This is a genomic window from Bradyrhizobium sp. 155 (assembly GCF_023101105.1).
In the GTDB taxonomy this organism is placed as follows: domain Bacteria; phylum Pseudomonadota; class Alphaproteobacteria; order Rhizobiales; family Xanthobacteraceae; genus Bradyrhizobium; species Bradyrhizobium canariense_D.
On sequence record NZ_CP064704.1, the window covers coordinates 5,530,134 to 5,554,027 of the forward strand.

The window sequence follows — 23,894 nt, forward strand, 5'->3', positions numbered from 1 at the left end:
CTTTCCGGACAAGACTCATGAATGCGCCGGTGACACGGCGGGATGCCGTCCTCGGCATCGCCGCTGCGGCCACATCATTCGCCGCCCCTACGATCCTGCGCGCGCAATCGGCGGGCCGCGTCGTCGTGGTCGGCGGCGGCTTCGGTGGTGCGGCGTGCGCCCGCGCGCTGAAGCGCGCGCAGGCAAACTTGCAAGTCATCCTGATCGAACCCAGTACCGTCTTCACTTCCTGCCCGTTCAGCAACGAGGTGATCGCGGGTCTGCGCGAGATCGACGTGCAGCAGTTTGGCTATGACAAGGTCGCCGCCGAAGGCGTCACGGTGATCAGCCAAGCCGTAACCACAATCGAGCCGCAGCTGCGCAGCGTCGTGACGGCCGATGGCGTTGCGCTGCCCTATGATCGTCTCGTCCTCTCTCCCGGCATCGACTTCCATTTCGAGGCTCTGCCCGGCTACGACGACGCCACATCAGAAAAGATGCCGCATGCCTGGAAGGCCGGTGCGCAGACGCTATTGCTGCGTGGGCAGCTGGAGGCCATGCCGGACGGCGGCACTGTCGCCATTGCCATCCCCGCCAATCCCTCGCGCTGTCCGCCGGCGCCTTACGAGCGAGCCAGCCTGATCGCGCATTACCTGAAAACGACGAAGCCGCGCTCAAAGGTCTTGATTCTCGATGCCAAGGACACTTTCTCCCAGCAGCGGCTGTTCGAGAAGGCGTGGAAGGAGCTTTACGGGGACATGATCGAACGCATCGCTCTGTCGCAAGGCGGCCGCGTGACCTCGGTCGATCCTGCGACCAGGACCATCGTCACCGAATTCGGCAATTACACCCCCGACGTCGCCAACGTCATCCCGCCGCAGCGTGCCGGACGCATCGCTGAGGTCGCGGGCGCGGCGGATGCCACCGGCTGGTGCCCGATCGATCCCGTTACCTTCGAATCGAAACTTGTCCCGAACATCCACGTCATCGGCGATGCCTGCCTCGGCGGGGGCATTCCCAAATCGGCATCCGCGGCAAGCGCACAGGGCAAGGCCTGCGCTTCCGCGATCGTGAACCTCCTTGCCGGCCGCGCACCAGAAACGCCGCGACTGACAGGCGTGTGCTACAACATTGTCGCACCCGGCTACGGCTTTTCACTCGCGGGCAATTACCAGCCCAGGGGCGACATCTTCGCCGAGGTCGAGGGCGGAGCGACCAGCCCGGCCGATGCGCCGCGCGAATTGCGCGCCCGCGAGGCGACTGAAGCCGAGCGCTGGTTTCGAGCCATCACGGCGGACACCTTTGGCTAGAACATCGGTCCATATCGCAGCGCTGATCGCCGCCAATTGCGCCTTCGCCTGCCATGCAGGGGCCGAGGAGCTCCGGCACTACAACGTCGCCGGCGACGGCATCGCGGAATCGCTCACCGGCGCGCCCGGCGATGCCGCGCGCGGGCGCGCGCTGGTGCTCGCGCGCACGACGACCTGCATCCTGTGCCATTCCGGCCCCTTCCCGGAGACCCGGTTCCAGGGCGACCTCGCGCCTGACCTCTCGGGTGCGGGGAACCGCTGGACGGTGAGCCAGTTGCGGCTTCGACTGGTCGATGCGGCGCGCTTCAACCCGAAGACCATCATGCCGTCCTATTATCGCACCGATCACCTCGTGCGGGTCGGGCGAAACTTCGTCGGCAAACCGATCTTGTCCGCCGCCGAGATCGAGGACATCGTGGCTTTCCTTGCAACGCTTCGGGACTAGGACTGTTCATGCCGACCACGCGACGACAATTCCTGAACCTTGCTGGAAGCGTGACGGTCGCCGGGACGCTCCCGATCGTCACGCTGCGGCCGCTCGAGGCGACACCGGCGATGCTCACCGCCGCGATCCGCAACGTCGTCGGCGAAGCACCTGTACGCTCCGGCAAGGTGAAGCTCGACATTCCGCCGCTGGTCGAGAACGGCAACACGGTGCCGCTGACCGTGAGCGTCGCGAGCCCGATGACGGCGGACGACTACGTCAAGAGCATCCACGTCTTCAACGAGAAGAACCCGCAGCCGAACATCGGCAACTTCCATCTCGGCCCCTCCTCCGGCCGCGCCCAGATCTCGACCCGGATTCGGCTCGCGGATACCCAGAAGGTGGTGGCGATCGCGCGTCTTTCCGACGACACGTTCTGGCAGGTCACGACGGAAATCGTCGTGACGCTGGCCGCCTGCACCGAGGGGATGAACTGATGGCCGCGCTCATCAACGTTCCCGCGAAAGCCAGACGCGGCGAAATCGTCGAGATCCGCACGTTGACCTCGCACATCATGGAAACCGGCTTCCGCCATACGGCGGACGGCGCGCTGGTGCCGCGCGACATCATCACGAGCTTCACGTGCCGCTACAACGGTACCGAGATTTTTCGCGCCGATCTCTTCCCCGCGATCGCGGCCAATCCCTATCTGTCGTTCTTCACGGTCGCGAAGGAGAGCGGCAAGTTCGAGTTCGAATGGATCGGCGACAACGGCTATTTGTCCAGCGCATCGGCGTCGATCACGGTCGAATGAGTTTTTGGCGCGCGATATCGGCCGCGGCGTTCCTCGCCACGGCCCCTGCCCTGCTCGCCGGCGAGATTCCGCCGGACGCGCGCCGCTCCGGCTATTCGTTCATGGGGCCCGACACCCGCGCGATGCAGGATGACGACACCTCAAATCCCGGCATGCTGTTCGTGCTCGACGGCGAGGCGTTGTGGACGAAGAAGACCGGCAGCGCCGACAAGGCCTGTGCGGATTGCCATGGCGATGCACGCGGCAGCATGAAAGGCGTCGCGGCGCGCTATCCGGCCTTCGACAAGGCGCTGGCGCGGCCCGTCACGCTCGACCAGCGCATCAATCTGTGCCGCAGCAATCATCAACAAGCACCGGCGCTCCCCTACGAAAGCCGCGACCTGCTGGCCCTGTCCGCCTTCGTCGCGCATCAATCGCGCGGCATCACGATCACGGCCGGCGACGATCCGCAATTGAAGCCATTCGTCGAGCAGGGCCGCGACCTCTTCATGCAGCGCGAAGGGCAGCTCAACCTTGCCTGCACCAATTGCCACGACGACAATTTCAACAACCGGCTTGCCGGCGCGCCGATCACGCAGGGACAGCCGACCGGCTATCCGCTTTATCGGCTGGAATGGCAGACGCTGGGATCGCTGGAGCGCCGGCTACGCAGTTGCATGACGGGTGTCCGCGCCCAGGCCTATGATTTCGGCGCGCCCGAGCTGGTCGCGCTCGAACTCTATCTGATGTCGCGAGCGCATGGCTTGCCGATGGAAACGCCGGCCGTGCGGCCCTGAATTCCACAGATTAGGACTAGGCAGACGCGCAACGGCCGCTAGTATCCGCCCAAATTGAGTCACAGGGAGGGACCTCAAGTGGTCAACCACAAAATCTCGCGTCGTACGCTATTGACCGGCACTGCCGCAGCTGGCGCGCTCAGCCTGACGGGATTGCCGGCGCGCGCCGAGGTGAACTGGAAGAAATACGCAGGGACCAAGCTCGAGGTGATCCTTGCCAAGGGCCCCCGCGGCGACAACCTGCAAAAATACGTCAAGGAGTTCACCGAACTCACCGGCATACAGGTCGAAGCGGAGCAGATTCCCGAGCAGCAGCAGCGCCAGAAGGTGGTGATCGAGTTCACCTCGGGCCGTCCGAGCTTCGACGTCGTCCATCTCAGCTACCACGTGCAGAAGCGGCAGTTCGAGAAGGCCGGCTGGCTCGCCGACTTGACGCCCTTCATGAAGGACCCGGCGCTGACCGCGCCCGATCTCGTCGAGAGCGACTTCTCGGCCGCGGGCCTGCAATATGCCAGGAACGACAAGGGCCAGATGCTGTCGCTGCCCTGGTCGGTCGATTATTTCATCCTCTATTACAACAAGGAGCTGTTCGAGAAGAAGGGCGTCGCCGTTCCCAAGACCCTCGACGAGATGGCTGCGGCCGCCGAGAAGCTCACCGATACCAAGGAAGGGATTTACGGCTTTGTCGGGCGCGGCTTGCGCAATGCCAACATGGCGATGTGGAGCAACTTCTTCCTCAATTATGGCGGGGAATTCCTCGACGCCAAGGGCAACATCCTGACCGATGGTCCGGAAGCGATTGCCGCGACCAAGCTGTATCAGACGCTCCTGACGAAATCGGCACCGCCCGGCGTCGCCGGCTTCAACTGGATGGAGTCGATGGCCTCGTTCACGCAAGGCCGATCCGCGATGTGGATCGACGGCGTCGGCTGGGCGCCACCGCTGGAGGATCCGGCCGCCTCGCGCGTTGTCGGCAAGGTCGGCTACACCGTCGTGCCCGCTGGCCCCAAGGGCCAATATTCCTCGACCTATGGCGACGGCATCGGCGTTGCCGCTGCGAGCAAGAACAAGGAAGCCGCCTATCTGCTCTGCCAATGGGTGGTCTCGAAAACCCAGGGCGCGCGGCTGCTGCAGGCCGGCGGCGGCGTGCCGTTCCGCAATTCGATCCTCGGCGATCCCGAGGTCCAGAAGGGCGTCAAGACCAAGGAATGGCTGCAATCGGTGATCGATTCCGGCAAGATCAGCAAGCTGGGCCTGCCCGTCGTGATTCCGGTCGCCGAATTCCGCGACATCGTCGGCGCCGCGGTCACTGCGACCTTGTCCGGCGCCGATCCTGCCGCCGAGCTGAAGAAGGCCAACGATCAGTACCGGCCGATCCTGGAGCGTAGCGAGAAGGCGTGAGTGCGTTGACACAATCGACTCCGGGCGCGGCACAGTCTGATGCCGCGCCGGAGAAGGAGTTGCGGCCGCCGTCCTACTGGCCGTTCGTGGTCCCGGCGCTGGTCGTCGTGATCGCGATCATCATCTTTCCGTGGGTCTTCACGATCTGGATGAGCCTGAACGAATGGAAGGTCGGCTCGTCGACCACCTTCGTTGGCTTGTCCAATTATCTGCGGTTGACGAGCGATCCCCGCTTCATTGAGGCCATCGGACATACACTGGTCTACACCGCACTCTCCGTGCTGCTGCCGCTCGTGCTCGGCACGTTTGCGGCCGTAGTGTTTCACCAGAAATTCCCTGGCCGCGGCTTTCTGCGCGGCGTCTTCATCATGCCGATGATGGCGACGCCGGTGGCGATCGCGCTGGTCTGGACCATGATGTTCCACCCGCAGCTCGGCGTACTGAACTATCTGCTGTCACTGGTCGGAATCCCCGCGCAGCTCTGGGTATTCCATCCCGCGACCGTCATTCCCTCGCTGGTGTTGGTCGAGACCTGGCAATGGACGCCGCTGGTCATGCTGATCGTGCTCGGCGGCCTGGCAGCGATCCCGACCGAGCCTTACGAAAGTGCACAGATCGACGGCGCCAGCATCTGGCAGGTGTTCCGCTTCATCACCCTGCCGCTGATCATGCCGTTCCTGTTCATCGCCGGCATGATCCGCATGATCGATGCCGTGAAGAGCTTCGACATCATTTTCGCGATCACGCAGGGCGGTCCGGGATCGGCGTCGGAGACGATCAACATCTATCTCTACAGCGTCGCCTTCTCCTATTACGACCTCGGCTACGGCTCGGCGATCGCGGTCGTGTTCTTCCTGCTGATCGTTCTGCTCGCGGCGGTGATGCTTTATGCGCGCCAGCGCATGCTGTGGACCGAGATCGCGAGCGGCACATGACGCCAAGGCAAATCATCGGCAAGATCGGCCTGTGGTTCTCGGTGTTCGTCATCGTATCGCCGGCGATCCTGTTCTTTCTCTGGATGCTGTCGCTGTCGCTCAAATTCGAGATCGACAACGCCGCCTACCCGCCGGTGTTCTTTCCCGAGCATGTCGCCTGGAAAAACTATGCCGACGTGCTCGCCTCCAACCGCTTTCTGACCTATTTCATCAACAGCCTGATCGTCACCGGCAGTGCGACGCTGCTTGCCCTGCTCGTCGGCGTTCCCGCCGGCTACGGCATCGCACGCATGGCCGCGCATAAATCCGCGATCGTGATCCTGATCGCCCGCATCACGCCGGGCCTGTCCTATCTGATCCCGCTGTTTCTCATGTTCCAGTGGCTGGGACTGCTCGGCACGCTGGTGCCGCAGATCATCATCCACCTCGTGGTCACGGTGCCGATCGTGATCTGGATTATGATCGGCTATTTCGAGACGACGCCAATGGAGCTGGAAGAAGCAGCCCTCATCGACGGCGCCACGCGCTGGCAGGTCTTCCGCCATGTCGCGCTGCCGATCGCCAAGCCTGGCATCGCGGTCGCTTTCATTCTCGCCGTGATCTTCTCCTGGAACAACTTTGTCTTTGGCATCGTGCTGGCCGGACGCGAGACCCGCACCCTTCCGGTCGCCGTCTACAACATGATCTCGTTCGACCAGTTGAGCTGGGGACCGCTCGCGGCCGCCGCGCTGATCGTCACGCTCCCGGTGCTGCTGCTCACGGTGTTCGCCCAGCGACAGATCGTCGCCGGGCTCACCGCTGGTGCCGTCAAGGGCGGGTAGCTACTCCGCCGGTGCCGCGTGCATGTCCGCGTGCGGCATGTAAGGCTCGCTCGCGCCGAGCCTGCTGGCCGCGAACAGACCGGCGGCCATCACGGCATAGGCGAACGCGACCGCGGGCGTGACGCCAAATCCGCCGCCGATGCCGACGGCTTCGCCGTGCATGAAGCCGAAGTAGGTCAGGACTGCACCAACCAGCGCGAATGCCGAGGCTTTCTCGAAGTCGCGCTCGATGATGAAGACGCCGATCGCACCCAGGATCAGGCCGCCGAGGATGGAGCCGCCGCCCATCACTTCGAGTCCGTGATAGAACACGCCCTGCTGAGGCAGTGCTGCGATCGCCGCAGCCTTGACCGCGTCGGCCTTGTCGGCGGCCATTCCGCCGACGGTCGCAGCCGCGTTCATGGTCGAGCCCAGCATGGTGTCGATCTGGAGCTTGGCCCAGGCGGCCAGATGCGGCGTCAGCGCCAGCACGATCGCGGGCGCGTGCTTGACCGGCGTGGTCTGGAACGCCTGCGCGCCGATCAGCATGCCGATATAGAGCAAGATTGGCGAGATCGCGACGACCGGGACCAGCGCCAGCAGCACCGAGATGATGCCGAACCAGGCCAGCACCACCACCATGATGCCGGTCGCAGCCGAGTAACCGATGCGGCCGCCCATCGCCTTCCAGCCGGGATGGCCGATATAGACGGCGTTGATGAAGGGATTGCCCATCAGGCAGCCAATCAGGCTGACGATTCCGTCGGCGGTGAGCACGCGCGTGGTCGGATATTCGTCGCCGGCGGCCTCCGCGCTCTCGACATTGTCCATGGCCTCGACGAGATCATAGATGCCGAACGGAATGGCGGTAACCAGAATGATTCCGAGGAATTCGAAACCGGAGAAGACGTAGCCTACCGCCGGGATCGGCACCGAGAAGCCGAAATTGGCAAAGGCATCACCGACGCCTTTGACGCTCAGTCCACCGAGACCGAGGCCGAACAGGTTCGAACCCCATGCGATGACCATGCCCACCGCGATCGCGACGAGACCGGCGGGAATGCCGCGCCAATATTTCACGCCACCGAACCAGCTCACCAGAATGATGGCGAAGCAGACCAGGCCGATCTGCGGCGTCATGTACATTTCGAGCGCCGGCCGCATCGAGATGAAGGTGACGGATACGCCGGCGAGCGTACCGAGCAGCGCCGCGCGCGGTGTGATTTTTCGAATGAACGGCGCGATGAAGCCGCCGATCATCAGGATGAAGCTCTGGAAGAACACCCAGACCAGGCCCGCCGACCAGCCCTTGAGCGGATCGCCGGTCTTGATCGTGATCGGCAGCATGATCACGAAGGTGACGATGAACATGTGCGGTACGCTGACGCCTGACGGTAACGCACAGACGTCGTTGCGGCCGGTCGTCTGTGCCAGACGATAAGCGAGGAACGCGTAGTAGAAGGTGGAAAGGCACATCATCAGCCCGAGTGCGGGAAGGATGCGGCCGAACACCAGTGAGTCGGGCATCTTCAACACGAAGCGCAACAGGCCTGTGAGCACCAGCATGTTGACGAGGATGTTGGTGCCGAAGCCGAAAAACGCGTTCCAGTCGCCCGGTGTCCATAGTGCTGGCTTGAACTCGGAGGTGCCGGCCGTCCCTGTCGTGCCTGTGCTCATCGTGATGCCCCTACGCTGATGTGGAAATCTTCATCGCCTCCAGAACCGCGGCTGAGCTTGCAACCCAGCCGAAGATGCCGCCCTGGGCCTTGATCATCTTCAAGCCCATCTCGTGAAATTCGGGGAAGTAGGATGCGCAGCCGTCCGAGATAACGATGCAGCGATAGCCGCGGTCATTGGCCTCGCGCACGGTGGTGTTGACGCACACCTCGGTGGTGACGCCGCACACCAGCAGATTCTCGATGCCGTATTTCTCCAGCACGTCGGTGAGCTCGGTGGCGTAGAACGCGCCCTTGCCGGGCTTGTCGATCACGATCTCGCTGTCGAGCGGATAGAGCTCCGGGATGATGTCGTGGCCCGCCTCGCCGCGAATGAGAATGCGGCCCATAGGACCGGGGTCCCCGATGCGAAGCGATGGCGCGCCGCGCTCGACTTTCGCCGGCGGCGCGTCGGAGAGATCGGGCAGATGGCCCTCGCGCGTGTGGATCACCAGCATGCCGGTCTCCCGCGCCGCCTTCAGCACCGCACCGATCGGCTTCACCGCGCGCGCGAGCTGGCTGACGTCGTTGCCGAGCGTCTCGCCGAAGCCGCCGGGCTCCATGAAGTCGCGCTGCATGTCGATGATGAGGAGCGCGGTAGCCGACCAGTCGAGCTTGACCGGCTCCGGTTCGGCGATGATGACACCCAATGTCGGCTTGGTTGAGTTCAACATGACTCAAGGCCCCCGCGAGAACTCTCGTTGCCCGGAGTTCTGCAAGCGCCGTGCCATTGTGTACAATGGCAATCGGGCGGACAGCGCGGGAAAATTTCCTGCGCCGTCAGAATGTTATGAGGAAAGCCGGGGTCTGCTTATTCGCTGTGCGGCGGCTTTTGCGACGTGCATTTGCCCAAAGGATGAGCGACAACGAAGCTCGCTTCTACCGGGCAGTATCTCCGTACAGCCGTCGATATTCTTCCTCATACGGCGCGTAAGAATCCTTCAGCGTCGCCATGTTCAGCAGCATGGTCGCCACCACCGAATTCGTCTTGTCGAACACGCGCGTCTTCACCCAGGCGCTCTCGGTGCGTCGGCTGCCGGAGAGCGCGACGACCTCGCGCTCGACTTCGTAGTCCTCGTCCACAAACAGCGGGCCCTTCACCAGCCTGATCTCCTGGTCGGCGAACAGGCCGACGGCCGGGCCCTTGGCCGGGAGAGGATCGTCCTTGGAGCGGTACTGGAACAGCACGCTCAGCATCTCCATCGGGATGATCGCCCTGCCCCACGGATTCGCAGAAGGATTGCCGGCGCCTGAATAATACGGCGAGGTCTCGGTGATGACGGCGAGCTTCTGCCGCAGCGAGAACGGATAAAGCTCGCCCATGATCTGGTCGAACGCCATCCGCACCGCCTGGCGCCGGCTCGTCTGCGCCACCTTCACGTCGCGCAGGATCACGGGATCAGTGAGCGGGTTGAGTTCGCCAAGACGCGCCTCCAGCGCGGTTGCGGCCTGCGGTTCTCCGACCGAGGCCGTGCCACGCAGCACCTCGGTGCCGTCACGTTTGACCATCTGGATCTGGCACTGGCTGGTGCCGGGCAGCGGCTTCGACAGGATCGCCTGCACCTCCTCGCCTTCGTAACAGACGCTGCGGTAATGCGCGGAGAGACAGCCGCTCTCGAACCAGACCTGTCCCCACAAACGCGCGCCGAGCGGAGCAAACTGGCTGAAATGGGTCGGGCCCTCGATGGTGCCGCCCTTGAAGCCGAGCTTCTGCGCGGTGGCGTCGTCGTGGATCGAGGCGTGCGCGTCGTAGGTTTGGGATTGCAGCATCTGACGCGGCTGACGCCACGGCCCGATCAGAGCGCCGTCGGTCTCCGTGATCTCGGTATCGAACACTTGTGCCGTCATGGTGTCCTCCGCAAGCAAGCCATGACTAGCAGGAGCGCCACGGATGCGGCCAGCGATATTGACTTCGCCTGTGCATGCCCTTGACTGTCACAATTCGCGTCGCGCAGCCGCTCCTCCCTCCCGCAGCGCAAACCCCAAGTCGAATAAGAGCCGACCAAGAGACGAGGACTTCCGAAATGACGCTGATGCAGGTCGAGCTGGACGACAAATACCGGCTCGAATCGAAGCGGATCTTCCTGTCCGGCACGCAGGCGCTGGTCCGGTTGCCCATGTTGCAGCGCGAACGCGATCGACTTCAGGGCCTCAACACCGGCGGCTTCATCTCGGGCTATCGGGGCTCCCCGCTCGGCATGTACGACCACGCGCTGTGGCGCGCGAAGTCATACCTCCAGCAGCACGACATTGCCTTCGTCCCCGGCCTTAATGAGGACCTAGCGGCGACCGCCGTCTGGGGCAGCCAGCAGGTCGGCCTGTTTCCCGGCGCCAAGGTCGATGGCGTGTTCGGCATCTGGTACGGCAAGGGGCCCGGCGTCGATCGCTCGGTTGACGCGCTCAAGCATGCGAATGCCGCCGGCACCTCGCTGAATGGCGGCGTACTCGCGCTTGCCGGCGACGACCATGGCTGCCAATCCTCGACACTGGCACACCAGAGCGAGCAGGTCTTCGCAGCGGCGCTGATCCCCGTGATCAACCCGGCGACGCTGCAGGATTATCTCGACCTCGGCCTTTACGGTTTTGCGCTGTCGCGCTTCTCCGGCTGCTGGGTCGGCTTCAAGGCGATCAGCGAAACCGTGGAGAGTTCGGCGTCGATCTACAGTGATCCCGAACGCATCCAGATTAAGCTCCCCGACGATTTCGAGATGCCGCCCGGCGGCCTCAACATCCGCTGGCCCGATCCGCCGCTGGACGCAGAGAGGCGCCTGTTCGGCCCGAAGATGGCGGCGGTGCAGGCCTTTGCGCGCGCCAACCAGCTCGACCGCATCGTGCTCGACTCCAGGCCGGCACGGCTCGGCATCGTCGCGACCGGTAAGGCTTATCTTGATCTGCGGCAGGCGCTGGCCGATCTGGGCATTTCCGACAAGGACGCGGAGGACCTTGGCCTGCGCATCTACAAGGTCGCGATGACCTGGCCGCTGGAAGAAAGCGGGGCCAAGCGCTTCGCCGAAGGGCTTCAGGACGTGCTGGTGGTCGAGGAGAAGCGCGGTTTCATCGAAGACCAGCTGATGCGCATCCTCTACAATATCGATGCGTCCAGGCGCCCAACCGTTACCGGGAAGCGCGACGAACGCGGCGCGCCGCTATTGCCGAGCGAGGGCGAGCTGACGCCGACCATCGTTGCATCCGCACTGGTGGCGCGGCTGCGCAAGCTCGGCCACCACAGCCCAGTGCTGGAGCAGCGCCTCGCCCGGCTCGAGGCCTTCGACACTCCTGTTCCGGCCTCCGGGCAAATCAAGCTCGCGCGCACGCCGTTCTTCTGCTCGGGTTGCCCGCACAACACCTCCACGCGCGTGCCCGAGGGAAGCCGAGCCATGGCCGGCATCGGTTGCCACGGCATGGCTCTGAGCATGCCGACGCGCCGCACCGATCTGATCTCGCATATGGGCGCCGAGGGCGTGAACTGGATAGGACAAGCGCCCTTCACGACCGAGCAGCACATTTTCCAGAATCTCGGCGACGGCACCTACACCCATTCCGGGCTGCTCGCCCTTCGCGCGGCATCGGCCGCCGGCATCAGCATCACCTACAAGATCCTCTACAACGACGCCGTCGCGATGACCGGCGGCCAGCCGGCCGAGGGCGGCTTCAACGTCGCCCAGATCGCGCATCAGGTCTGGGCCGAGGGCGTCAAGCGGCTCGCGATCGTCTCGGACGATCCGACCAAATACCCTGACACCAACTACTTCCCGCAAGGCGCGACCGTCCATCATCGCCGCGAGCTCGACGCCGTGCAGCGCGAGCTGCGCGACATCCAGGGTCTTACGGTCGTGATCTACGACCAGACCTGCGCCGCGGAAAAGCGCCGCCGCCGCAAGCGCGGGCTCTATCCGGATCCCGCCAAGCGCGCTTTCATCAACGAGCTCGTCTGCGAAGGTTGCGGCGATTGCTCGCAAGCGTCGAACTGCGTCTCGGTGCAGCCGCTGGAGACCGAGTTCGGCCGCAAGCGCCAGATCGACCAGTCGAACTGCAACAAGGACTTCTCCTGCGTCGAGGGTTTTTGCCCGAGCTTCGTCACCGTGCACGGCGGCACGCTCAAGCGGATCAAGACCTCGGCGGTGGATTCAGGCCAGTTGTTTGCCGACCTGCCGCTGCCACCCGCGCGTGAGCTGGACGCATCCTACAACATCCTCGTCACCGGCATCGGCGGCACCGGCGTCATCACCATCGGCGCGCTGCTCGGCATGGCCGCCCATGCCGACGGCCGCGGCTGCTCGGCGCTGGACTTCACCGGCCTGTCGCAGAAGAACGGCGCGGTGATGAGCCATGTGCGCATCGCCGCGAAGCCGGAAGACATCTCCGCGGTCCGGATCACGACGGGCGGCGCCGACGTCATCCTCGGCTGCGACATGATCGTCTCGGCCGGTCCCTCCGCGCTCAGTCGCGCCGAGCGCGGAACGACGAAAGCGTATATCAACGCCGACCTGCAGCCGACCGCGAGCTTCGTGCAAAACCCCGACCTCGATTTCGAGATGGGGACGATGCAGACCGTGCTGCGCGACGCCGTCGGCGACAAGAACCTCGACATCATCGATGCCACCGGCATTGCCTCGGCACTGATGGGCGATTCGATCGCGACAAATCCCTTCATGCTCGGCTTCGCCTTCCAGAAGGGCGCAATCCCGCTGTCGCTGGAAGCGCTGCTTCGCGCCATCGAGATCAACGGCGCCGCGATCGAAATGAACAAGCTCGCCTTCACCTGGGGACGCCTCGCCGCCCACGACATGTCGCGGGTGCGGAGCGTGCTGCAATTCAGGAGCCGAACCTCCGCGCCGACAAAGTCGCTCGACGACATCATCGCAACGCGCGCGGAGTTTTTGACCGGCTATCAGGACAGGGCCTACGCCGATCGCTACCTCGCCGCCGTCGCCAAGGTGCGCAAGGCGGAAGCAGCAACCTCGCCTGCTAGCACGGAGCTGACCGAGGCTGTCGCGAAAAACCTGTTCAAGCTGATGTCCTATAAGGACGAATACGAAGTCGCGCGGCTTTACACCGATGGCAGCTTCTCCAAGAAAGTCTCGGAGAAATTCGACGGCGACTTCAAGCTGAAGTTCTATCTGGCCCCGCCGATCTTCGCGCAGCGCGACAAGACGACGGGACACCTCCAGAAGAAGGAATTCGGCGGCTGGATGATTCACGCCTTCCGCCTCCTCGCCGGGCTGAAGTTCCTGCGTGGCGGCGCGTTCGACCCGTTCGGCCGCACCGAGGAGCGCCGCACCGAGCGGAAGCTGGTCGCGGATTATTTCGACATGATCGATCAGCGCATCGCCGGGCTGAAAGCGGAGCAGATCCCGCTGCTGACGAGGCTCGCGCGGCTGCCGGAGACGATCCGCGGCTTCGGGCATGTCAAGGAAGCCAACATCAAACTGGCGGCGGCGGAGAAGGCGCGGCTGGAAGCAAAACTGGAGAACAGCCGCTTTGCTGCGGCTGCGGAGTAGCGGAAGACTGGCGCTACATTCTCGGTGTCATCGCCCGCAAAGGCGGGCGATCCAGTACTCCGAGGCGGTTGTGATTAGTCCGATGGGCTGCGGCGTACTGGATGCCCCGCCTGCCGCCTACGCTAAAGCTTCGGCGCGCCCAGACTTCGACCTCGGCGAAGCCTTGGCGTAGCCGGGTCGCGGGGCATGACAGCGGTGGAAATGGCTAGACCAACGCTGTGGCCGCACTCGCCCCGGCCACACTCCCCTCCGCCAGATGCCTTCCTGCGATGTACCCGAACGTCAGTGCCGGTCCCAACGCGATCCCCGGCCCGGGACAATTGCCGTTCATGATCGAGCCCATGTCGTTGCCGCAGGCGTAGAGGCCCGCAACCGGCGTGCCGTCCTCGCGCAATACGCGCGCCTGGGCATCCACCTTCATGCCGATCGCCGTGCCGAGATCGGCCGGATAAATCCGCATCGCAAAGAACGGCGCGTAGAGGATGGGCGCGACGCAAGGGTTCGGCTTGTGGCTGATATCACCAAGGTGTCGCTGAGAGATGGTGCTGCCGCGACCGAACTCGGGATCGCGGCCGTCCTTCGCATCGGAATTGTAGTTTGCGATCGTCGCCGCGAGTATCGACGGCTTGATGCCGATCTTCGCTGCGACCTGCGCGATATCAGCGGCCTCGACCAACTCGCCGCTCGCCACATAGCGTCTGATATTGCGGGTGAACGGCTTGATGCGGCCTAGGCCGTAACTCCACAGGAACGGACCGTCGCAGATCAGATAGAACGGCCGGTCCGATTCGCCGTCACCGTCACGCAGCATCGCGAGCACGAACTCGTGGTAGGACAGCGCCTCGTTGGCGAAGCGCCGGCCGGCCGCATTGACCGCGATCACGCCGGGCTTGGCGCGGTCGGTCGCTGTATGCGGGAAAACACCACGGCTTCCATCGGCACGCCGGAACAGCGAGGCCGGCACCCAATAGGCCGGGCTCGTCGCATCCGTGTTGAGCGCTGCGCCGGTTACAGTCGCGAGGCGGAGCCCGTCACCCGTGGCGGACGGGTGGGTCGCCGAGATGAATCCGGCAGCGGGTGGGAAGAAGCGCTTGCGCAAGGTTGCGTCGTGCGAAAAGCCGCCGGTCGCCAGCACCACACCGCGCCGCGCGGCGATCAGGCGATCGCGCGAGCCATGACGGATAATTACCCCGCCGACCCGCTCGCCCTGCGTGGACAGGCCTTCGACGTCCGCACTGAAGAGGATCTCGACCTGCCGGGCCAGCAGCGAGGCATACAGCCGTGCGGCGAGTGCGTTGCCAAGCTGCAGCGTCGTGCCGCGCGGGCCGCGCAGCCGCTGCCACGCATGCTCCGAAACCAGCCGCGCCGCGCGAAGAGTCGAGCGCAGCGATCTTCCGGCCCGGTGCAAATGCGGGATGTCGAGGCGGTTGACCATCATCCCGCCGAACAGCGTGAACTCCGGCACCGGCGCGCGCAGCCGCGCGAATGCGGCCCCCAGCCGCGTGCCGTCGAAGACGACCGGCTCGAGCACGCGCCCGCCCGGCGTCGCGCCCAATCGCTCCGGATAATAGTCCGGACACGCTTCCACCGGCTGGAGCCGCACTTGCGTGTTGGCTTCGAGATAGGTGACCGCCTCCGGTCCGCGCGCGAGGAAAGCGGCGCGGAGGCCCGCATTGGCGGGCTCCGGCACTGTGCTCGACAAATATTGCACGGCGTCCGTTACGCTATCGGAGAGCCCCGCCTCTTCCATCTTGGCATTGGCGGGAATCCAGACCGTGCCATCGGACCACGCGGTGGTGCCGCCGACGAAAGCGGTCTTCTCGATCACCAACACGCGCAGGCCTTCGGCGGCGGCGACGGCCGCGGCCGTCATGCCACCGGCACCGGCGCCGACGACGATGACATCGTAGGTCTCATGCGCCGGCATCATGCGGCGGGGTTCCCGAAGCGAGGCATGACACCGTCATACCCCGCTTAGGCGCCCACACGCTAGCGGGCCGGCTTGCGCTCGACCGGGTCGATATCGATCGCCCGCAGACGGCCGAGCCGCAGGACGTCCATGGCGAGCCGCCGGCCGATCCGGTCGCGGTCGAGCACACGGATCAGATCGTCGACGCCGTTGATCTCGACGCCGTCGAGGCCGATGACGACATCGCCGGACAACAGGCCCGCCTTCGCCGCCGGCCCGTCCGGCTCGATCTGCGCCAGCAGCGCGCCCATCTTGTTCTCGACACCCGCCAGCAACGCGTGCCGCCGCGGGATCGGCGCGGTCTGGCCGGCCACGCCGATATAGGCGCGACGGACATAGCCGTGGCGGATGATCTCCGACAGCACGAATTGCGCGGTGTTGCTGGCGACCGCGAAGCAGATGCCTTGCGCGCCGTTAATGATGGCGGTGTTGATGCCGATCACCTCGGCATTCGACGATACCAGCGGGCCACCGGAATTGCCGGGGTTGAGCGCAGCGTCGGTCTGGATCACGTCCTCGATGGTGCGGCCACTGACCGAGCGGATCGAACGCCCGAGCGCCGAGACCACGCCGGCGGTGACGGTCGATTCAAAGCCGAGCGGATTGCCGATCGCGATCACGAGCTGGCCCCGCCGCAAGGTCTTGGAGTTGCCGAGCGCCGCATAGGGCAAGTCCCGCACGCCATTGGCGCGAAGCAGCGCAAGGTCAGTGTCGGGATCGACGCCGAGCACCCGGGCGTCGCCGACATGGCCCTCGACGTCGCGCAGCCGGATCTCCTTCGACGAGCCGACCACGTGGCTATTGGTGAGAACGAGCCCGTCCGGCGAGATCACGATGCCCGAGCCGAGCCCGCCGCGCTCGCGGCCGTTCGGCACCTTTGGCCCGGTCTCGACGCGCACGACGGCGGGACCAACGCGGTCGGTCACGTCGATCACGGCATTGGAATAGGCGTCCAGCAGGGCCCGGTCGTTGCCCGGGACAGCCGCTGTCGCTCGCGATGACGATCCGTCATCGGCAATGTCTGAAGTAAAATCCAGCATGGCAACAGTCCTTGAGGCTCACACAGATGGTGGCCTGCTCCGTGAGGCGCAAGGGATCCGTCCGGCGCGCAAGGCTGGACTGCTCAGGTGGCTAGGGCGCCCGTCGCAGCGTGCCGGCCCTTGCCTTGACCGGGTCGAGCAGCGACCAGTCGCCATCCGGCAGCACATGGCCCTTGGGAAAAGGTGCGCGCGGCTCGATCCCGAGCGAGCCCAGCACACGGTCGTCGCGGTAGTAGCATTGCAGCACCACACGGACGAGCGTCGCGGCAGCCGGGCCGCCATGCCTGCGAAACTCCTGCGCCACCGCATCGCGCCTGGCAGCATCGAGCTCGGCCAACGGTTGGCCAGCAAGCCGCGCCAGATGGTCGAGCGCCGCCACCACCAGTTTGCTGTCCCGTCCCAACGTCGCCAGCATGTCAGCCTGGATCGCGGGATCGTCGGCGCCGGGCACCTTGTACTCTTCGCTGGCGGGAACGATCATCGCGGCGATGGCTCGGAGGTCGTCGCGCTGGGCGCGTGTCAGTTGGTTGTCTGCGGACATGATGGCCTCAGTCGAAGAGATTGGCGAGGCGCTGCTTCATCTGGTCGGCGATGTAGAGCGCGAGGGCCTGGATGGTGGACGTTGGATTGACCCCGCCCGAGGTAACGAAGATGCTGCCGTCGACGATGAAGAGGTTTTTGACGTCGTGCGCGCGGCCCCATTCGTTGACTACGGAGCGGTCGGGGTCGGTGCCCATGCGTGCCGTGCCGAGCAGGTGCCAGCCGCCCCAGGAGATCGGCGAGTTGACGCAGATGTCGCTCGCCCCAGCGGTTTCGAGAATCTCCCGGCCCCGCGCCAGCGCATGCTCCATCATCTTCCGGCTGTTCTCGCTGATCGTGTAATTGATCTTCGGCGCGGGAATGCCGTGACCGTCCTTCAAGACCGGATCGAGCGTGACCTGGTTATGCTCCTCCGGCAGGTCCTCGCAGATCGCGGAAAACCCGATCCGGTGGCCGTTGAGCTTGCGGAAGACGCGGTGATGATCGGCGCCCCACGGCAGAATGCCCTTCTGCTCGCTGACGACAGCCTCGAACACCGGCCCCGCGCCGCGCACGAACTGAACGCCATAGCCGCGCACGAAGCCGCGCGACAGGTCCGTGTCATACCATTCCTTGCTCCACAGGCAGGTCGGCGGCGCGCGGTTGCTATCGGTCGGCTCCTTCACATAGCCGTAGATCTGCGCATAGGGATGGAACATCAGGTTCTTGCCGACGAGTCCGGACGAATTGGCAAGCCCGTTCGGAAAGCGGTTCGATGCCGAATTCAGCAGCAGCCGCGGCGTGCCGACTCCGTTGCAGGCGACGATAACGACATGCGCCGGCTGAAACTGCTCGACGCCGTCCTTGTCGTAATAGACCACGCCGGTGGCCATGCCGCTCTCGTCGGTGGTAATCTCGCGCACACGGCAGTGCGTACGCAGCTCGACACCGGCGCGGACCGCATGCGGCCAATAGGTGATGTCGGTCGAGGATTTGGCGCCTTGCGCGCAGGCCGGCGTGCAATGGCCGAGATTGATGCAGCGCGCGCGGCCCTCGTAGTCCATGGTCGCGACCGTCGTATCCGACGGCCACCAGTGCCAGCCAAGCTTGTTCATGGTCTTGCCGATGATCGCACCCGACAATCCCATCGGCTGTGGCGGCATCGGCGGATGCGTCAGCGGCGAGAGCGGGTCGCCCGACAGGCCAGACGTGCCCATCATCCGGTCGTTCTCTTCGAAGAACGGGGTCAGCGCGTCGTAATCGATCGGCCAGTCGTCGGCGACGCCGTCGAGCGTCCTCACCTTGAAATCGGAGGGATGCAGCCGCGGCCAGTGCGCGGTGTACATCACCGTCGAGCCACCGACCGCATTGTAGTTGACGACCTTGATCGGCGAATTGTCGTCGTTGATCGGATAGTCCTCGGGCCGGCCGCGGACGTTGGGGCTTGACGACCACTCGCCGTAGAATTTGGCCTCCCAGTCCCGGCCCGTGCTGGGATATTCCGCCGGGTTCATCCAGCCGCCCTGCTCCAGGCAGAGAATATGCATCTTGGTCTCGGCCAGCGACCATGCCACCGCCGCGCCTGAAGCGCCGGCGCCGATGATCAGGACGTCCACAGGGTCATTCATCACAAATTTTTCCTCCCTTCGCCGCTTCCCGGGCGATTCGGCCTCCGCTCCGCGAGGCCGGCGAACGATAGGATCAGAGCTGCGGCCGAGTAAAGCCACGAGGCCGGAATGTCGCACTTCGCGGGGCGCAGACCATTGGTATCGCCACATCCGGATGCTAGGAACAAGGCGCACGAGCCATCGATAGCGAGACCTTATGTCCTTCCGAAAATCCTTTGCCAACGCCCGCGCTTTTGCGTTCGTTTGCTTTCTCGCCCTGTCCGGATTTCTGGGCACCACCGGCCCCGGCTCCGCGTTGACGGCCACCGCGACGGTCCGCGACGGCAACGCCGTTCAGCTCGGCGACGTCACCTACCGCCTCGAGGGCATCGACGCACCCGAGCTGGATCAGGTCTGCATCGACGATCACGCCGATCCCTGGACCTGCGGGATCGAGGCCCGCGACCAGCTCGCCAAGCTGATTGGCAAGCGATCGGTGCGTTGCGACGATGTCGGACCGGAAAAGAGTTTTGGCAAGCGGCACCGCGCGATCTGCACGGCCGAAGGCGACAAGACCAGCTTGAACGAGCAGCTCGTCAAGCTGGGCTATGCCATCGCCCGCGAGCCGGTCAAGGCGAACGTCAAGTCGGCCGCGGCCGATGCGAAATCAACCTCGGCCGGAATTTGGAAGGGCTGCTTTGTTGCACCGCAAGAATTCCGCACCGGCAAGAAGGACGGCGCGCTCCTGGGCGCCGCCTGCCGCGCCGACCGCGACAAGGAGATTCGCGCGGTGTTGTTTCCCGAGGATCTGACGATGCCGCCGAGCTGTGGCATCAAGGGCAAGCTTGCGGTGCGCGCGCGCGTGACCGGCAATATCGGCATCTACCATTTACGGGGCTGCCCGAGCTACCCCGCGACCACCAAGCCGGACCGCTGGTTCTGCTCGGAGGACGACGCCCAGGCTGCGGGCTTCCGCAAGGCCTACAATTGCCGGCGGCCAAAATAGCGAAGCTCATCACGCAGCCGTGAGCGGCAGCCGAAGACAGTATTCATCCGGAATTGAACTCTATCGGGAGTTGCTGCATTTGTAAGCGTACGCGAGCGCTTTGCGCGAGCGTTTCTTTAGCGGCAATCCGGCTCCGGCCCGATTGCTTTGCTCGGGCGTTTCCTCCCTAGACTTGGGCCGCTTGTCACAACAAGCGGCTCTTCTTTTTTGCACAATGCGCTAGCGGCGCATCGGCATGATCTGATCCATGGCCGGCATGTTCGCGTTCAGATGCGCCATGATCCAGACGGTGCCACCGACCACCAGGAACACCACCAGCAGCCCGAAGGCGAGCGCCAGCACGTTGTTGGTATTATCGGGGCCGGTGGTGATGTGCAGGAAGAACACGAGATGCACGCCCATTTGCGCGATCGCCAGCACGATCAGCGCGACGGGAATCGAAGGCTGCCAGACCAGATCCGTGCCCGCGATGAAGAACGACGTCGCCGTCAGCAGCAACGCGAGAACAAGACCGACCACGTAGCCGAGGATGCGCGTCCCGACACTGTGTTGCTCCTCATCGCCCGGCGCAAGATCATGGCCGGCCGGCATATGCGTCTGATCGCTCATACGCCACTCCCAAGCAAATAGACGACGGAGAAAACTCCGACCCAGACAATGTCGAGCGCGTGCCAGAACAGCGCAAAGCACATCATCCGGCGCAGCACGTCGGCACGAAAACCCTTTGCGAAGACCTGGGCCATCATGGTGAGCAGCCACAATATGCCGGCGGAGACGTGGAGGCCATGGCAGCCGACGAGGGAGAAGAACGAGGTCAGGAAAGCGCTGCGCGATGGGCCATAGCCGCGGGCAACGAGATCAGCGAATTCGCGAAACTCAATGACCAGAAAGATGAGGCCGAGCAAACACGTCACGGCCATCCCGAGATAGAACCACAGCCGGTTGCGCACATCGGCCGCGATGCTCGCCATGCCACACGTGAAGCTTGACAGCAGCAGGCAGACCGTCTCGATCGCGACGTTTCGCGGCTCGAATATCTCCGAACCCTTCGGGCCGCCGGCGGTCTGGTCGGCCAGCACCGCGTAGGCCGCAAAGAAGCAGGAGAACATCACGATGTCGGAGAGCAGGAAGATCCAGAAGCCATAGGCGGTCACGATGCGCTTCGGCGCCGGCCCGGGATGCTCGATAACGAGGCCGATGTGATGGGGATCGGCGTGCGCTCGGCCGGCGGTCGCGGTCATTGACATCAGACTGTCCCCGCCATGCTGACGAGGCTGCGCCGCTCCTCGAGGTTGACGCGGTCTATCGCCGCGACCTCCTCGGCCGGAATGACGTATTCGTCATGGTCGCGCCAGGCGAACACGACGAATGTCGCGAACGCTCCGATACCGCCCAAAATCACCATCCACCAGATGTGCCAGATCAGCGCAAAGCCCATGACGGTGGCGAAGAACGCGCAGACGAACCCGGTCGGCGAGTTCCTGGGCATCTCGATGTCATGATACTCGGGCGCATCATGATCGAGCGATTGCTGCTTGGCATGAGCCTTCATGTCCCAATAGGCATCCTCGCCGCGCACATCGGGATTGAAAGCGAAGTTGAAAACGGGTGGCGGCGACGACGTCGCCCATTCCAGCGAGCGGCCGTCCCAGGGATCGCCAGTGCGGTCGCGCAGGGCCTCGCGGTTGCGGATGCTGACCACGAGCTGCACGATCTGGCAGATCACGCCGATCGTCAGCACGGCCATGCCGACCGCTGCAACCAGCATCCATGGCCGCCACGCCGCGACGTCATAGTGCTGCATGCGCCGCGTCATGCCCAGCATGCCGGCGACGTAGAGCGGGATGAAGGTGACGTAGAAGCCGAGGAAAGTGAACCAGAATGCGAGCTTGCCCCAGCGGTCGTTGAGGCGAAAGCCGAACGCCTTCGGGAACCAGTACTCGAAGCCGGCGAAGGCGCCGAACAGCACGCCGCCGATGATGACGTTGTGGAAGTGCGCGACCAGAAACATGCTGTTGTGGAGAATGAAATCGGCCGGCGGCACCGCGACCAGCACGCCCGTCAATCCGCCGATGATGAAGGTGACCATGAAGCCTATCGACCACAGCATCGGCGTCTCGAAGCGGATGCGTCCGCCATACATCGTGAACAGCCAGTTGTAGATCTTCACTCCCGTCGGTATCGCGATGATCATGCTGGCAATGCCGAAGATAGCGTTGACGTCGGGACCCGCTCCCATCGTGAAGAAGTGATGCAGCCAGACCATGAAGGAGATGACGCAGATCGCCATGGTCGCCAGCACCATCGAGCGATAGCCAAACAGCGCCTTGCCGGAGAAGGTCGAGACCACCTCGGAGAAGATGCCGAAGGCCGGCAGAACTAGGATGTAGACCTCGGGATGCCCCCAGGCCCAGATCAGGTTCATGAACATCATGACATTGCCGCCGGCCTCATTGGTAAAGAAGTGGAAGCCGAGATAGCGGTCGAGCAGCAGCATCGCGAGGGTGGCGGTCAAGATCGGGAAAGCCGCGACGATCAGGAGGTTCGAGGCCAGTGTGGTCCAGCAGAACATCGGCATGCGCAGATAGTTCATGCCTTTGGTGCGCAGCTTTAGCACCGTCGTCACGAGATTGATGCCGGCCACCAACGTGCCGACGCCGGAGATCTGCAGCGACCATGCGTAATAATCGACGCCGACGCCCGGCGAGTAGGACAGTTCCGACAGCGGCGGAAAGGCGAGCCAGCCGGTGCGGGCGAACTCGCCGATCACAAGCGAGAGATTGACCAGCAGCGCACCGGTCGCGGTCAGCCAGAAGCCGACCGAATTGAGCGTCGGGAAAGCGACATCTCGTACGCCAAGCTGGAGCGGCACGATGAGATTCATCAGTCCGATCACGAACGGCATCGCCACGAAAAAGATCATGATGGTGCCGTGCGCGGAGAATATCTGGTTGTAGTGCTCCGGCGGCAGATAGCCTTGCGACTGGTAGGCGACCGCCTGCTGAATCCGCATCATGATGGCGTCGCTGCCGCCGCGCAGCAGCATCACCGAGGCCAGCAGGATGTACATCACGCCGATCCGCTTGTGGTCGACGCTGGTGATCCACTCGTGCCAGAGATAGGGCAGATGCCCCTTCACCACGACCCAGGCCAGCACGCCGAGAATCCCGACCAACACCACGGCGCCTGCGATCAGCGGTATCGGCTGATCGAACGGAATGGCCGACCAATCGAGCTTACCGAGCATCATGGCCTCCACTGTGCGACCGGCCTGCTTCGGATGCGAGCTCCGGCCCCGGTCCCGGCGGAATGTGCTGGGTCGCGATCAGGTCGAACAGTCGGGGATCGTCGAGCCTGTAGCTTGGCCTGCCCTTTTCGACGCCCTGCTGCATCAGCTTCTTGTAGCTGTCCTCATTGAGGACAGCATCGCTCTTCGCCGTGGTCGCGACCCAGTCCGGAAAGGCGAGCGGCGAGACCACGTTGACGTCGAACATCATGTCCGGAAATCCGTCGCCGGAAAAATGCGCCGACAGTCCCTGCAGCTTGCCTTCGTTGTCGGCGCGTAGGTTCAGCTTCGTCACCATGCCGTTCATGGTGTAGATCATGCTGCCGAGCTGCGGGATGAAGAAGGTGTTCATCACGCTCGAGGACGTCAGCTGGAAATTCAGCTCGGCGCCTGCCGGCACCGTCAGCGTATTGACGGTGGCGATGCGCTGGTCCGGATAGATGAAGAGCCATTTCCAATCGAGCGAGACGGCCTGGATGCGAACCGGGCTGCCGGTGCCGGGCACGGGTGCCGCGGGATCGAGCTGGTGCGAGCCGATCCAGGCGACGCCGCCGAGCAGGATCACGGTGAGCGCGGGGATCGCCCACACCACCATCTCGACGCGCCCGGAATAGACGAAGTCGGGCTGAAACTTTGCTTTGGGATTCGAGGCGCGAAACCAGAACGCAAAGGCCAAAATCGCGAAAATGGTCGGCACCACGATCGCGAGCATGATGAAGACGGAATCGACCAGGATGGTGCTGTTGGCCGCAGCCACAGGCCCTTGTGGATCGAGCAGATTCATCGGCAGGCCAATGACGGTTGGAAAGCCC

Annotated in this window: 21 protein-coding genes; 10 read left to right on the top strand and 11 right to left on the bottom strand. The window is 64.2% G+C overall.

The genetic code is table 11. From position 1 onward, the window contains the following. Window positions 1-17: 17 nt before the first annotated feature. The 8 genes from IVA93_RS26800 to IVA93_RS26835 all read left to right on the top strand — a co-directional run bounded on the left by IVA93_RS26800 (window position 18) and on the right by IVA93_RS26835 (window position 6,460). Window positions 18-1,289 carry an NAD(P)/FAD-dependent oxidoreductase gene (locus IVA93_RS26800; protein WP_018457155.1) on the top strand — a complete coding sequence of 424 codons (1,272 nt, stop codon included), beginning with the start codon at window positions 18-20 and terminating at the stop codon, window positions 1,287-1,289. After that, on the top strand, window positions 1,282-1,734 hold the full coding sequence (soxX, locus tag IVA93_RS26805; protein WP_018457156.1) for a sulfur oxidation c-type cytochrome SoxX: 453 nt from the start codon (window positions 1,282-1,284) through the stop codon (window positions 1,732-1,734). Before IVA93_RS26800 ends, soxX begins: the two co-directional genes overlap by 8 nt. An 8-nt stretch (window positions 1,735-1,742) precedes the next feature. After that, on the top strand, window positions 1,743-2,210 hold the full coding sequence (locus tag IVA93_RS26810) for a SoxY-related AACIE arm protein (protein ID WP_247539554.1): 468 nt from the start codon (window positions 1,743-1,745) through the stop codon (window positions 2,208-2,210). Continuing rightward, window positions 2,210-2,527 (top strand): thiosulfate oxidation carrier complex protein SoxZ, encoded by a 318-nt coding sequence (soxZ, locus tag IVA93_RS26815; RefSeq protein WP_018457158.1) that lies wholly within the window; start codon window positions 2,210-2,212, stop codon window positions 2,525-2,527. The genes IVA93_RS26810 and soxZ overlap by 1 nt, the downstream gene beginning before the upstream one ends. Further along, window positions 2,524-3,303, top strand: a complete 780-nt coding sequence (soxA, locus tag IVA93_RS26820) for a sulfur oxidation c-type cytochrome SoxA (protein ID WP_018457159.1) — start codon at window positions 2,524-2,526, stop codon at window positions 3,301-3,303. Before soxZ ends, soxA begins: the two co-directional genes overlap by 4 nt. Before the next feature lie 78 nt (window positions 3,304-3,381). Next, on the top strand, window positions 3,382-4,704 hold the full coding sequence (locus IVA93_RS26825) for an ABC transporter substrate-binding protein (RefSeq protein ID WP_026233315.1): 1,323 nt from the start codon (window positions 3,382-3,384) through the stop codon (window positions 4,702-4,704). Then, complete coding sequence (locus tag IVA93_RS26830) at window positions 4,701-5,639, top strand: carbohydrate ABC transporter permease (protein ID WP_018457161.1); 939 nt, start codon at window positions 4,701-4,703, stop codon at window positions 5,637-5,639. The genes IVA93_RS26825 and IVA93_RS26830 overlap by 4 nt, the downstream gene beginning before the upstream one ends. Next, window positions 5,636-6,460, top strand: a complete 825-nt coding sequence (locus IVA93_RS26835) for a carbohydrate ABC transporter permease (protein ID WP_018457162.1) — start codon at window positions 5,636-5,638, stop codon at window positions 6,458-6,460. Before IVA93_RS26830 ends, IVA93_RS26835 begins: the two co-directional genes overlap by 4 nt. Here IVA93_RS26835 and IVA93_RS26840 read toward each other — a convergent pair whose 3' ends face one another. The 3 genes from IVA93_RS26840 to IVA93_RS26850 form a co-directional block, all read right to left on the bottom strand. After that, window positions 6,461-8,116 (bottom strand): xanthine/uracil/vitamin C permease, encoded by a 1,656-nt coding sequence (locus IVA93_RS26840; protein ID WP_018457163.1) that lies wholly within the window; start codon window positions 8,114-8,116, stop codon window positions 6,461-6,463. A gap of 10 nt (window positions 8,117-8,126) precedes the next feature. Beyond that, window positions 8,127-8,828, bottom strand: coding sequence for a cysteine hydrolase family protein (locus IVA93_RS26845; protein ID WP_018457164.1), 702 nt, complete (start codon window positions 8,826-8,828; stop codon window positions 8,127-8,129). 205 nt (window positions 8,829-9,033) lie between these two features. Further along, entirely contained in the window at window positions 9,034-10,002 is a 969-nt protein-coding gene (locus IVA93_RS26850) for a hypothetical protein (protein WP_026233316.1), read from the bottom strand. Between the two features lie 176 nt (window positions 10,003-10,178). Between IVA93_RS26850 and IVA93_RS26855 the strand changes: the two genes are divergently transcribed. Continuing rightward, window positions 10,179-13,655 (top strand): indolepyruvate ferredoxin oxidoreductase family protein, encoded by a 3,477-nt coding sequence (locus IVA93_RS26855; protein WP_247789269.1) that lies wholly within the window; start codon window positions 10,179-10,181, stop codon window positions 13,653-13,655. 205 nt (window positions 13,656-13,860) lie between these two features. On the opposite strand, the gene IVA93_RS26860 is transcribed toward IVA93_RS26855, so the two are convergent. The 4 genes from IVA93_RS26860 to IVA93_RS26875 all read right to left on the bottom strand — a co-directional run bounded on the left by IVA93_RS26860 (window position 13,861) and on the right by IVA93_RS26875 (window position 18,811). Continuing rightward, window positions 13,861-15,585 carry an FAD-dependent oxidoreductase gene (locus tag IVA93_RS26860; protein ID WP_018457167.1) on the bottom strand — a complete coding sequence of 575 codons (1,725 nt, stop codon included), beginning with the start codon at window positions 15,583-15,585 and terminating at the stop codon, window positions 13,861-13,863. Window positions 15,586-15,644: 59 nt separating this feature from the next. After that, complete coding sequence (locus tag IVA93_RS26865) at window positions 15,645-16,664, bottom strand: S1C family serine protease (RefSeq protein ID WP_018457168.1); 1,020 nt, start codon at window positions 16,662-16,664, stop codon at window positions 15,645-15,647. Window positions 16,665-16,755: 91 nt separating this feature from the next. After that, window positions 16,756-17,205: a hypothetical protein gene (locus IVA93_RS26870; RefSeq protein ID WP_018457169.1), complete on the bottom strand. Its 450-nt coding sequence runs from the start codon at window positions 17,203-17,205 to the stop codon at window positions 16,756-16,758. A gap of 7 nt (window positions 17,206-17,212) precedes the next feature. Next, window positions 17,213-18,811, bottom strand: coding sequence for a GMC family oxidoreductase (locus IVA93_RS26875; RefSeq protein ID WP_247363502.1), 1,599 nt, complete (start codon window positions 18,809-18,811; stop codon window positions 17,213-17,215). 196 nt (window positions 18,812-19,007) lie between these two features. On the opposite strand from IVA93_RS26875, the gene IVA93_RS26880 reads away from it, so the two are divergent. Beyond that, window positions 19,008-19,796 (top strand): thermonuclease family protein, encoded by a 789-nt coding sequence (locus tag IVA93_RS26880; RefSeq protein ID WP_018457171.1) that lies wholly within the window; start codon window positions 19,008-19,010, stop codon window positions 19,794-19,796. 219 nt (window positions 19,797-20,015) lie between these two features. Here IVA93_RS26880 and cyoD read toward each other — a convergent pair whose 3' ends face one another. From cyoD to IVA93_RS26900, 4 genes are read right to left on the bottom strand one after another with little or no spacing between them, the layout of a single operon-like run. Next, window positions 20,016-20,405, bottom strand: coding sequence for a cytochrome o ubiquinol oxidase subunit IV (cyoD, locus tag IVA93_RS26885; RefSeq protein ID WP_018457172.1), 390 nt, complete (start codon window positions 20,403-20,405; stop codon window positions 20,016-20,018). Next, window positions 20,402-21,043, bottom strand: a complete 642-nt coding sequence (locus tag IVA93_RS26890; protein WP_018457173.1) for a cytochrome (ubi)quinol oxidase subunit III — start codon at window positions 21,041-21,043, stop codon at window positions 20,402-20,404. The genes cyoD and IVA93_RS26890 overlap by 4 nt, the downstream gene beginning before the upstream one ends. Next, window positions 21,043-23,043 carry a cytochrome o ubiquinol oxidase subunit I gene (gene cyoB / locus IVA93_RS26895; RefSeq protein WP_085362444.1) on the bottom strand — a complete coding sequence of 667 codons (2,001 nt, stop codon included), beginning with the start codon at window positions 23,041-23,043 and terminating at the stop codon, window positions 21,043-21,045. The genes IVA93_RS26890 and cyoB overlap by 1 nt, the downstream gene beginning before the upstream one ends. Further along, window positions 23,033-23,866, bottom strand: a complete 834-nt coding sequence (locus IVA93_RS26900; RefSeq protein WP_018457175.1) for a cytochrome ubiquinol oxidase subunit II family protein — start codon at window positions 23,864-23,866, stop codon at window positions 23,033-23,035. Before IVA93_RS26900 ends, cyoB begins: the two co-directional genes overlap by 11 nt. Between the last annotated feature and the right edge of the window lie 28 nt (window positions 23,867-23,894).

Coding starts and splice junctions, on each gene's coding strand:
- cyoD (WP_018457172.1), bottom strand. CDS start 20,405: ATGAGCGATCAGACGCATATGCCGGCCGGCCATGATCTTGCGCCGGGC.
- IVA93_RS26875 (WP_247363502.1), bottom strand. CDS start 18,811: ATGAATGACCCTGTGGACGTCCTGATCATCGGCGCCGGCGCTTCAGGC.
- IVA93_RS26865 (WP_018457168.1), bottom strand. CDS start 16,664: ATGCTGGATTTTACTTCAGACATTGCCGATGACGGATCGTCATCGCGA.
- IVA93_RS26880 (WP_018457171.1), top strand. CDS start 19,008: ATGTCCTTCCGAAAATCCTTTGCCAACGCCCGCGCTTTTGCGTTCGTT.
- IVA93_RS26850 (WP_026233316.1), bottom strand. CDS start 10,002: ATGACGGCACAAGTGTTCGATACCGAGATCACGGAGACCGACGGCGCT.
- IVA93_RS26835 (WP_018457162.1), top strand. CDS start 5,636: ATGACGCCAAGGCAAATCATCGGCAAGATCGGCCTGTGGTTCTCGGTG.
- IVA93_RS26845 (WP_018457164.1), bottom strand. CDS start 8,828: ATGTTGAACTCAACCAAGCCGACATTGGGTGTCATCATCGCCGAACCG.
- IVA93_RS26855 (WP_247789269.1), top strand. CDS start 10,179: ATGACGCTGATGCAGGTCGAGCTGGACGACAAATACCGGCTCGAATCG.
- IVA93_RS26900 (WP_018457175.1), bottom strand. CDS start 23,866: ATGAATCTGCTCGATCCACAAGGGCCTGTGGCTGCGGCCAACAGCACC.
- IVA93_RS26800 (WP_018457155.1), top strand. CDS start 18: ATGAATGCGCCGGTGACACGGCGGGATGCCGTCCTCGGCATCGCCGCT.
- IVA93_RS26810 (WP_247539554.1), top strand. CDS start 1,743: ATGCCGACCACGCGACGACAATTCCTGAACCTTGCTGGAAGCGTGACG.
- soxZ (WP_018457158.1), top strand. CDS start 2,210: ATGGCCGCGCTCATCAACGTTCCCGCGAAAGCCAGACGCGGCGAAATC.
- IVA93_RS26870 (WP_018457169.1), bottom strand. CDS start 17,205: ATGTCCGCAGACAACCAACTGACACGCGCCCAGCGCGACGACCTCCGA.
- cyoB (WP_085362444.1), bottom strand. CDS start 23,043: ATGCTCGGTAAGCTCGATTGGTCGGCCATTCCGTTCGATCAGCCGATA.
- IVA93_RS26840 (WP_018457163.1), bottom strand. CDS start 8,116: ATGAGCACAGGCACGACAGGGACGGCCGGCACCTCCGAGTTCAAGCCA.
- IVA93_RS26860 (WP_018457167.1), bottom strand. CDS start 15,585: ATGATGCCGGCGCATGAGACCTACGATGTCATCGTCGTCGGCGCCGGT.
- soxA (WP_018457159.1), top strand. CDS start 2,524: ATGAGTTTTTGGCGCGCGATATCGGCCGCGGCGTTCCTCGCCACGGCC.
- IVA93_RS26890 (WP_018457173.1), bottom strand. CDS start 21,043: ATGTCAATGACCGCGACCGCCGGCCGAGCGCACGCCGATCCCCATCAC.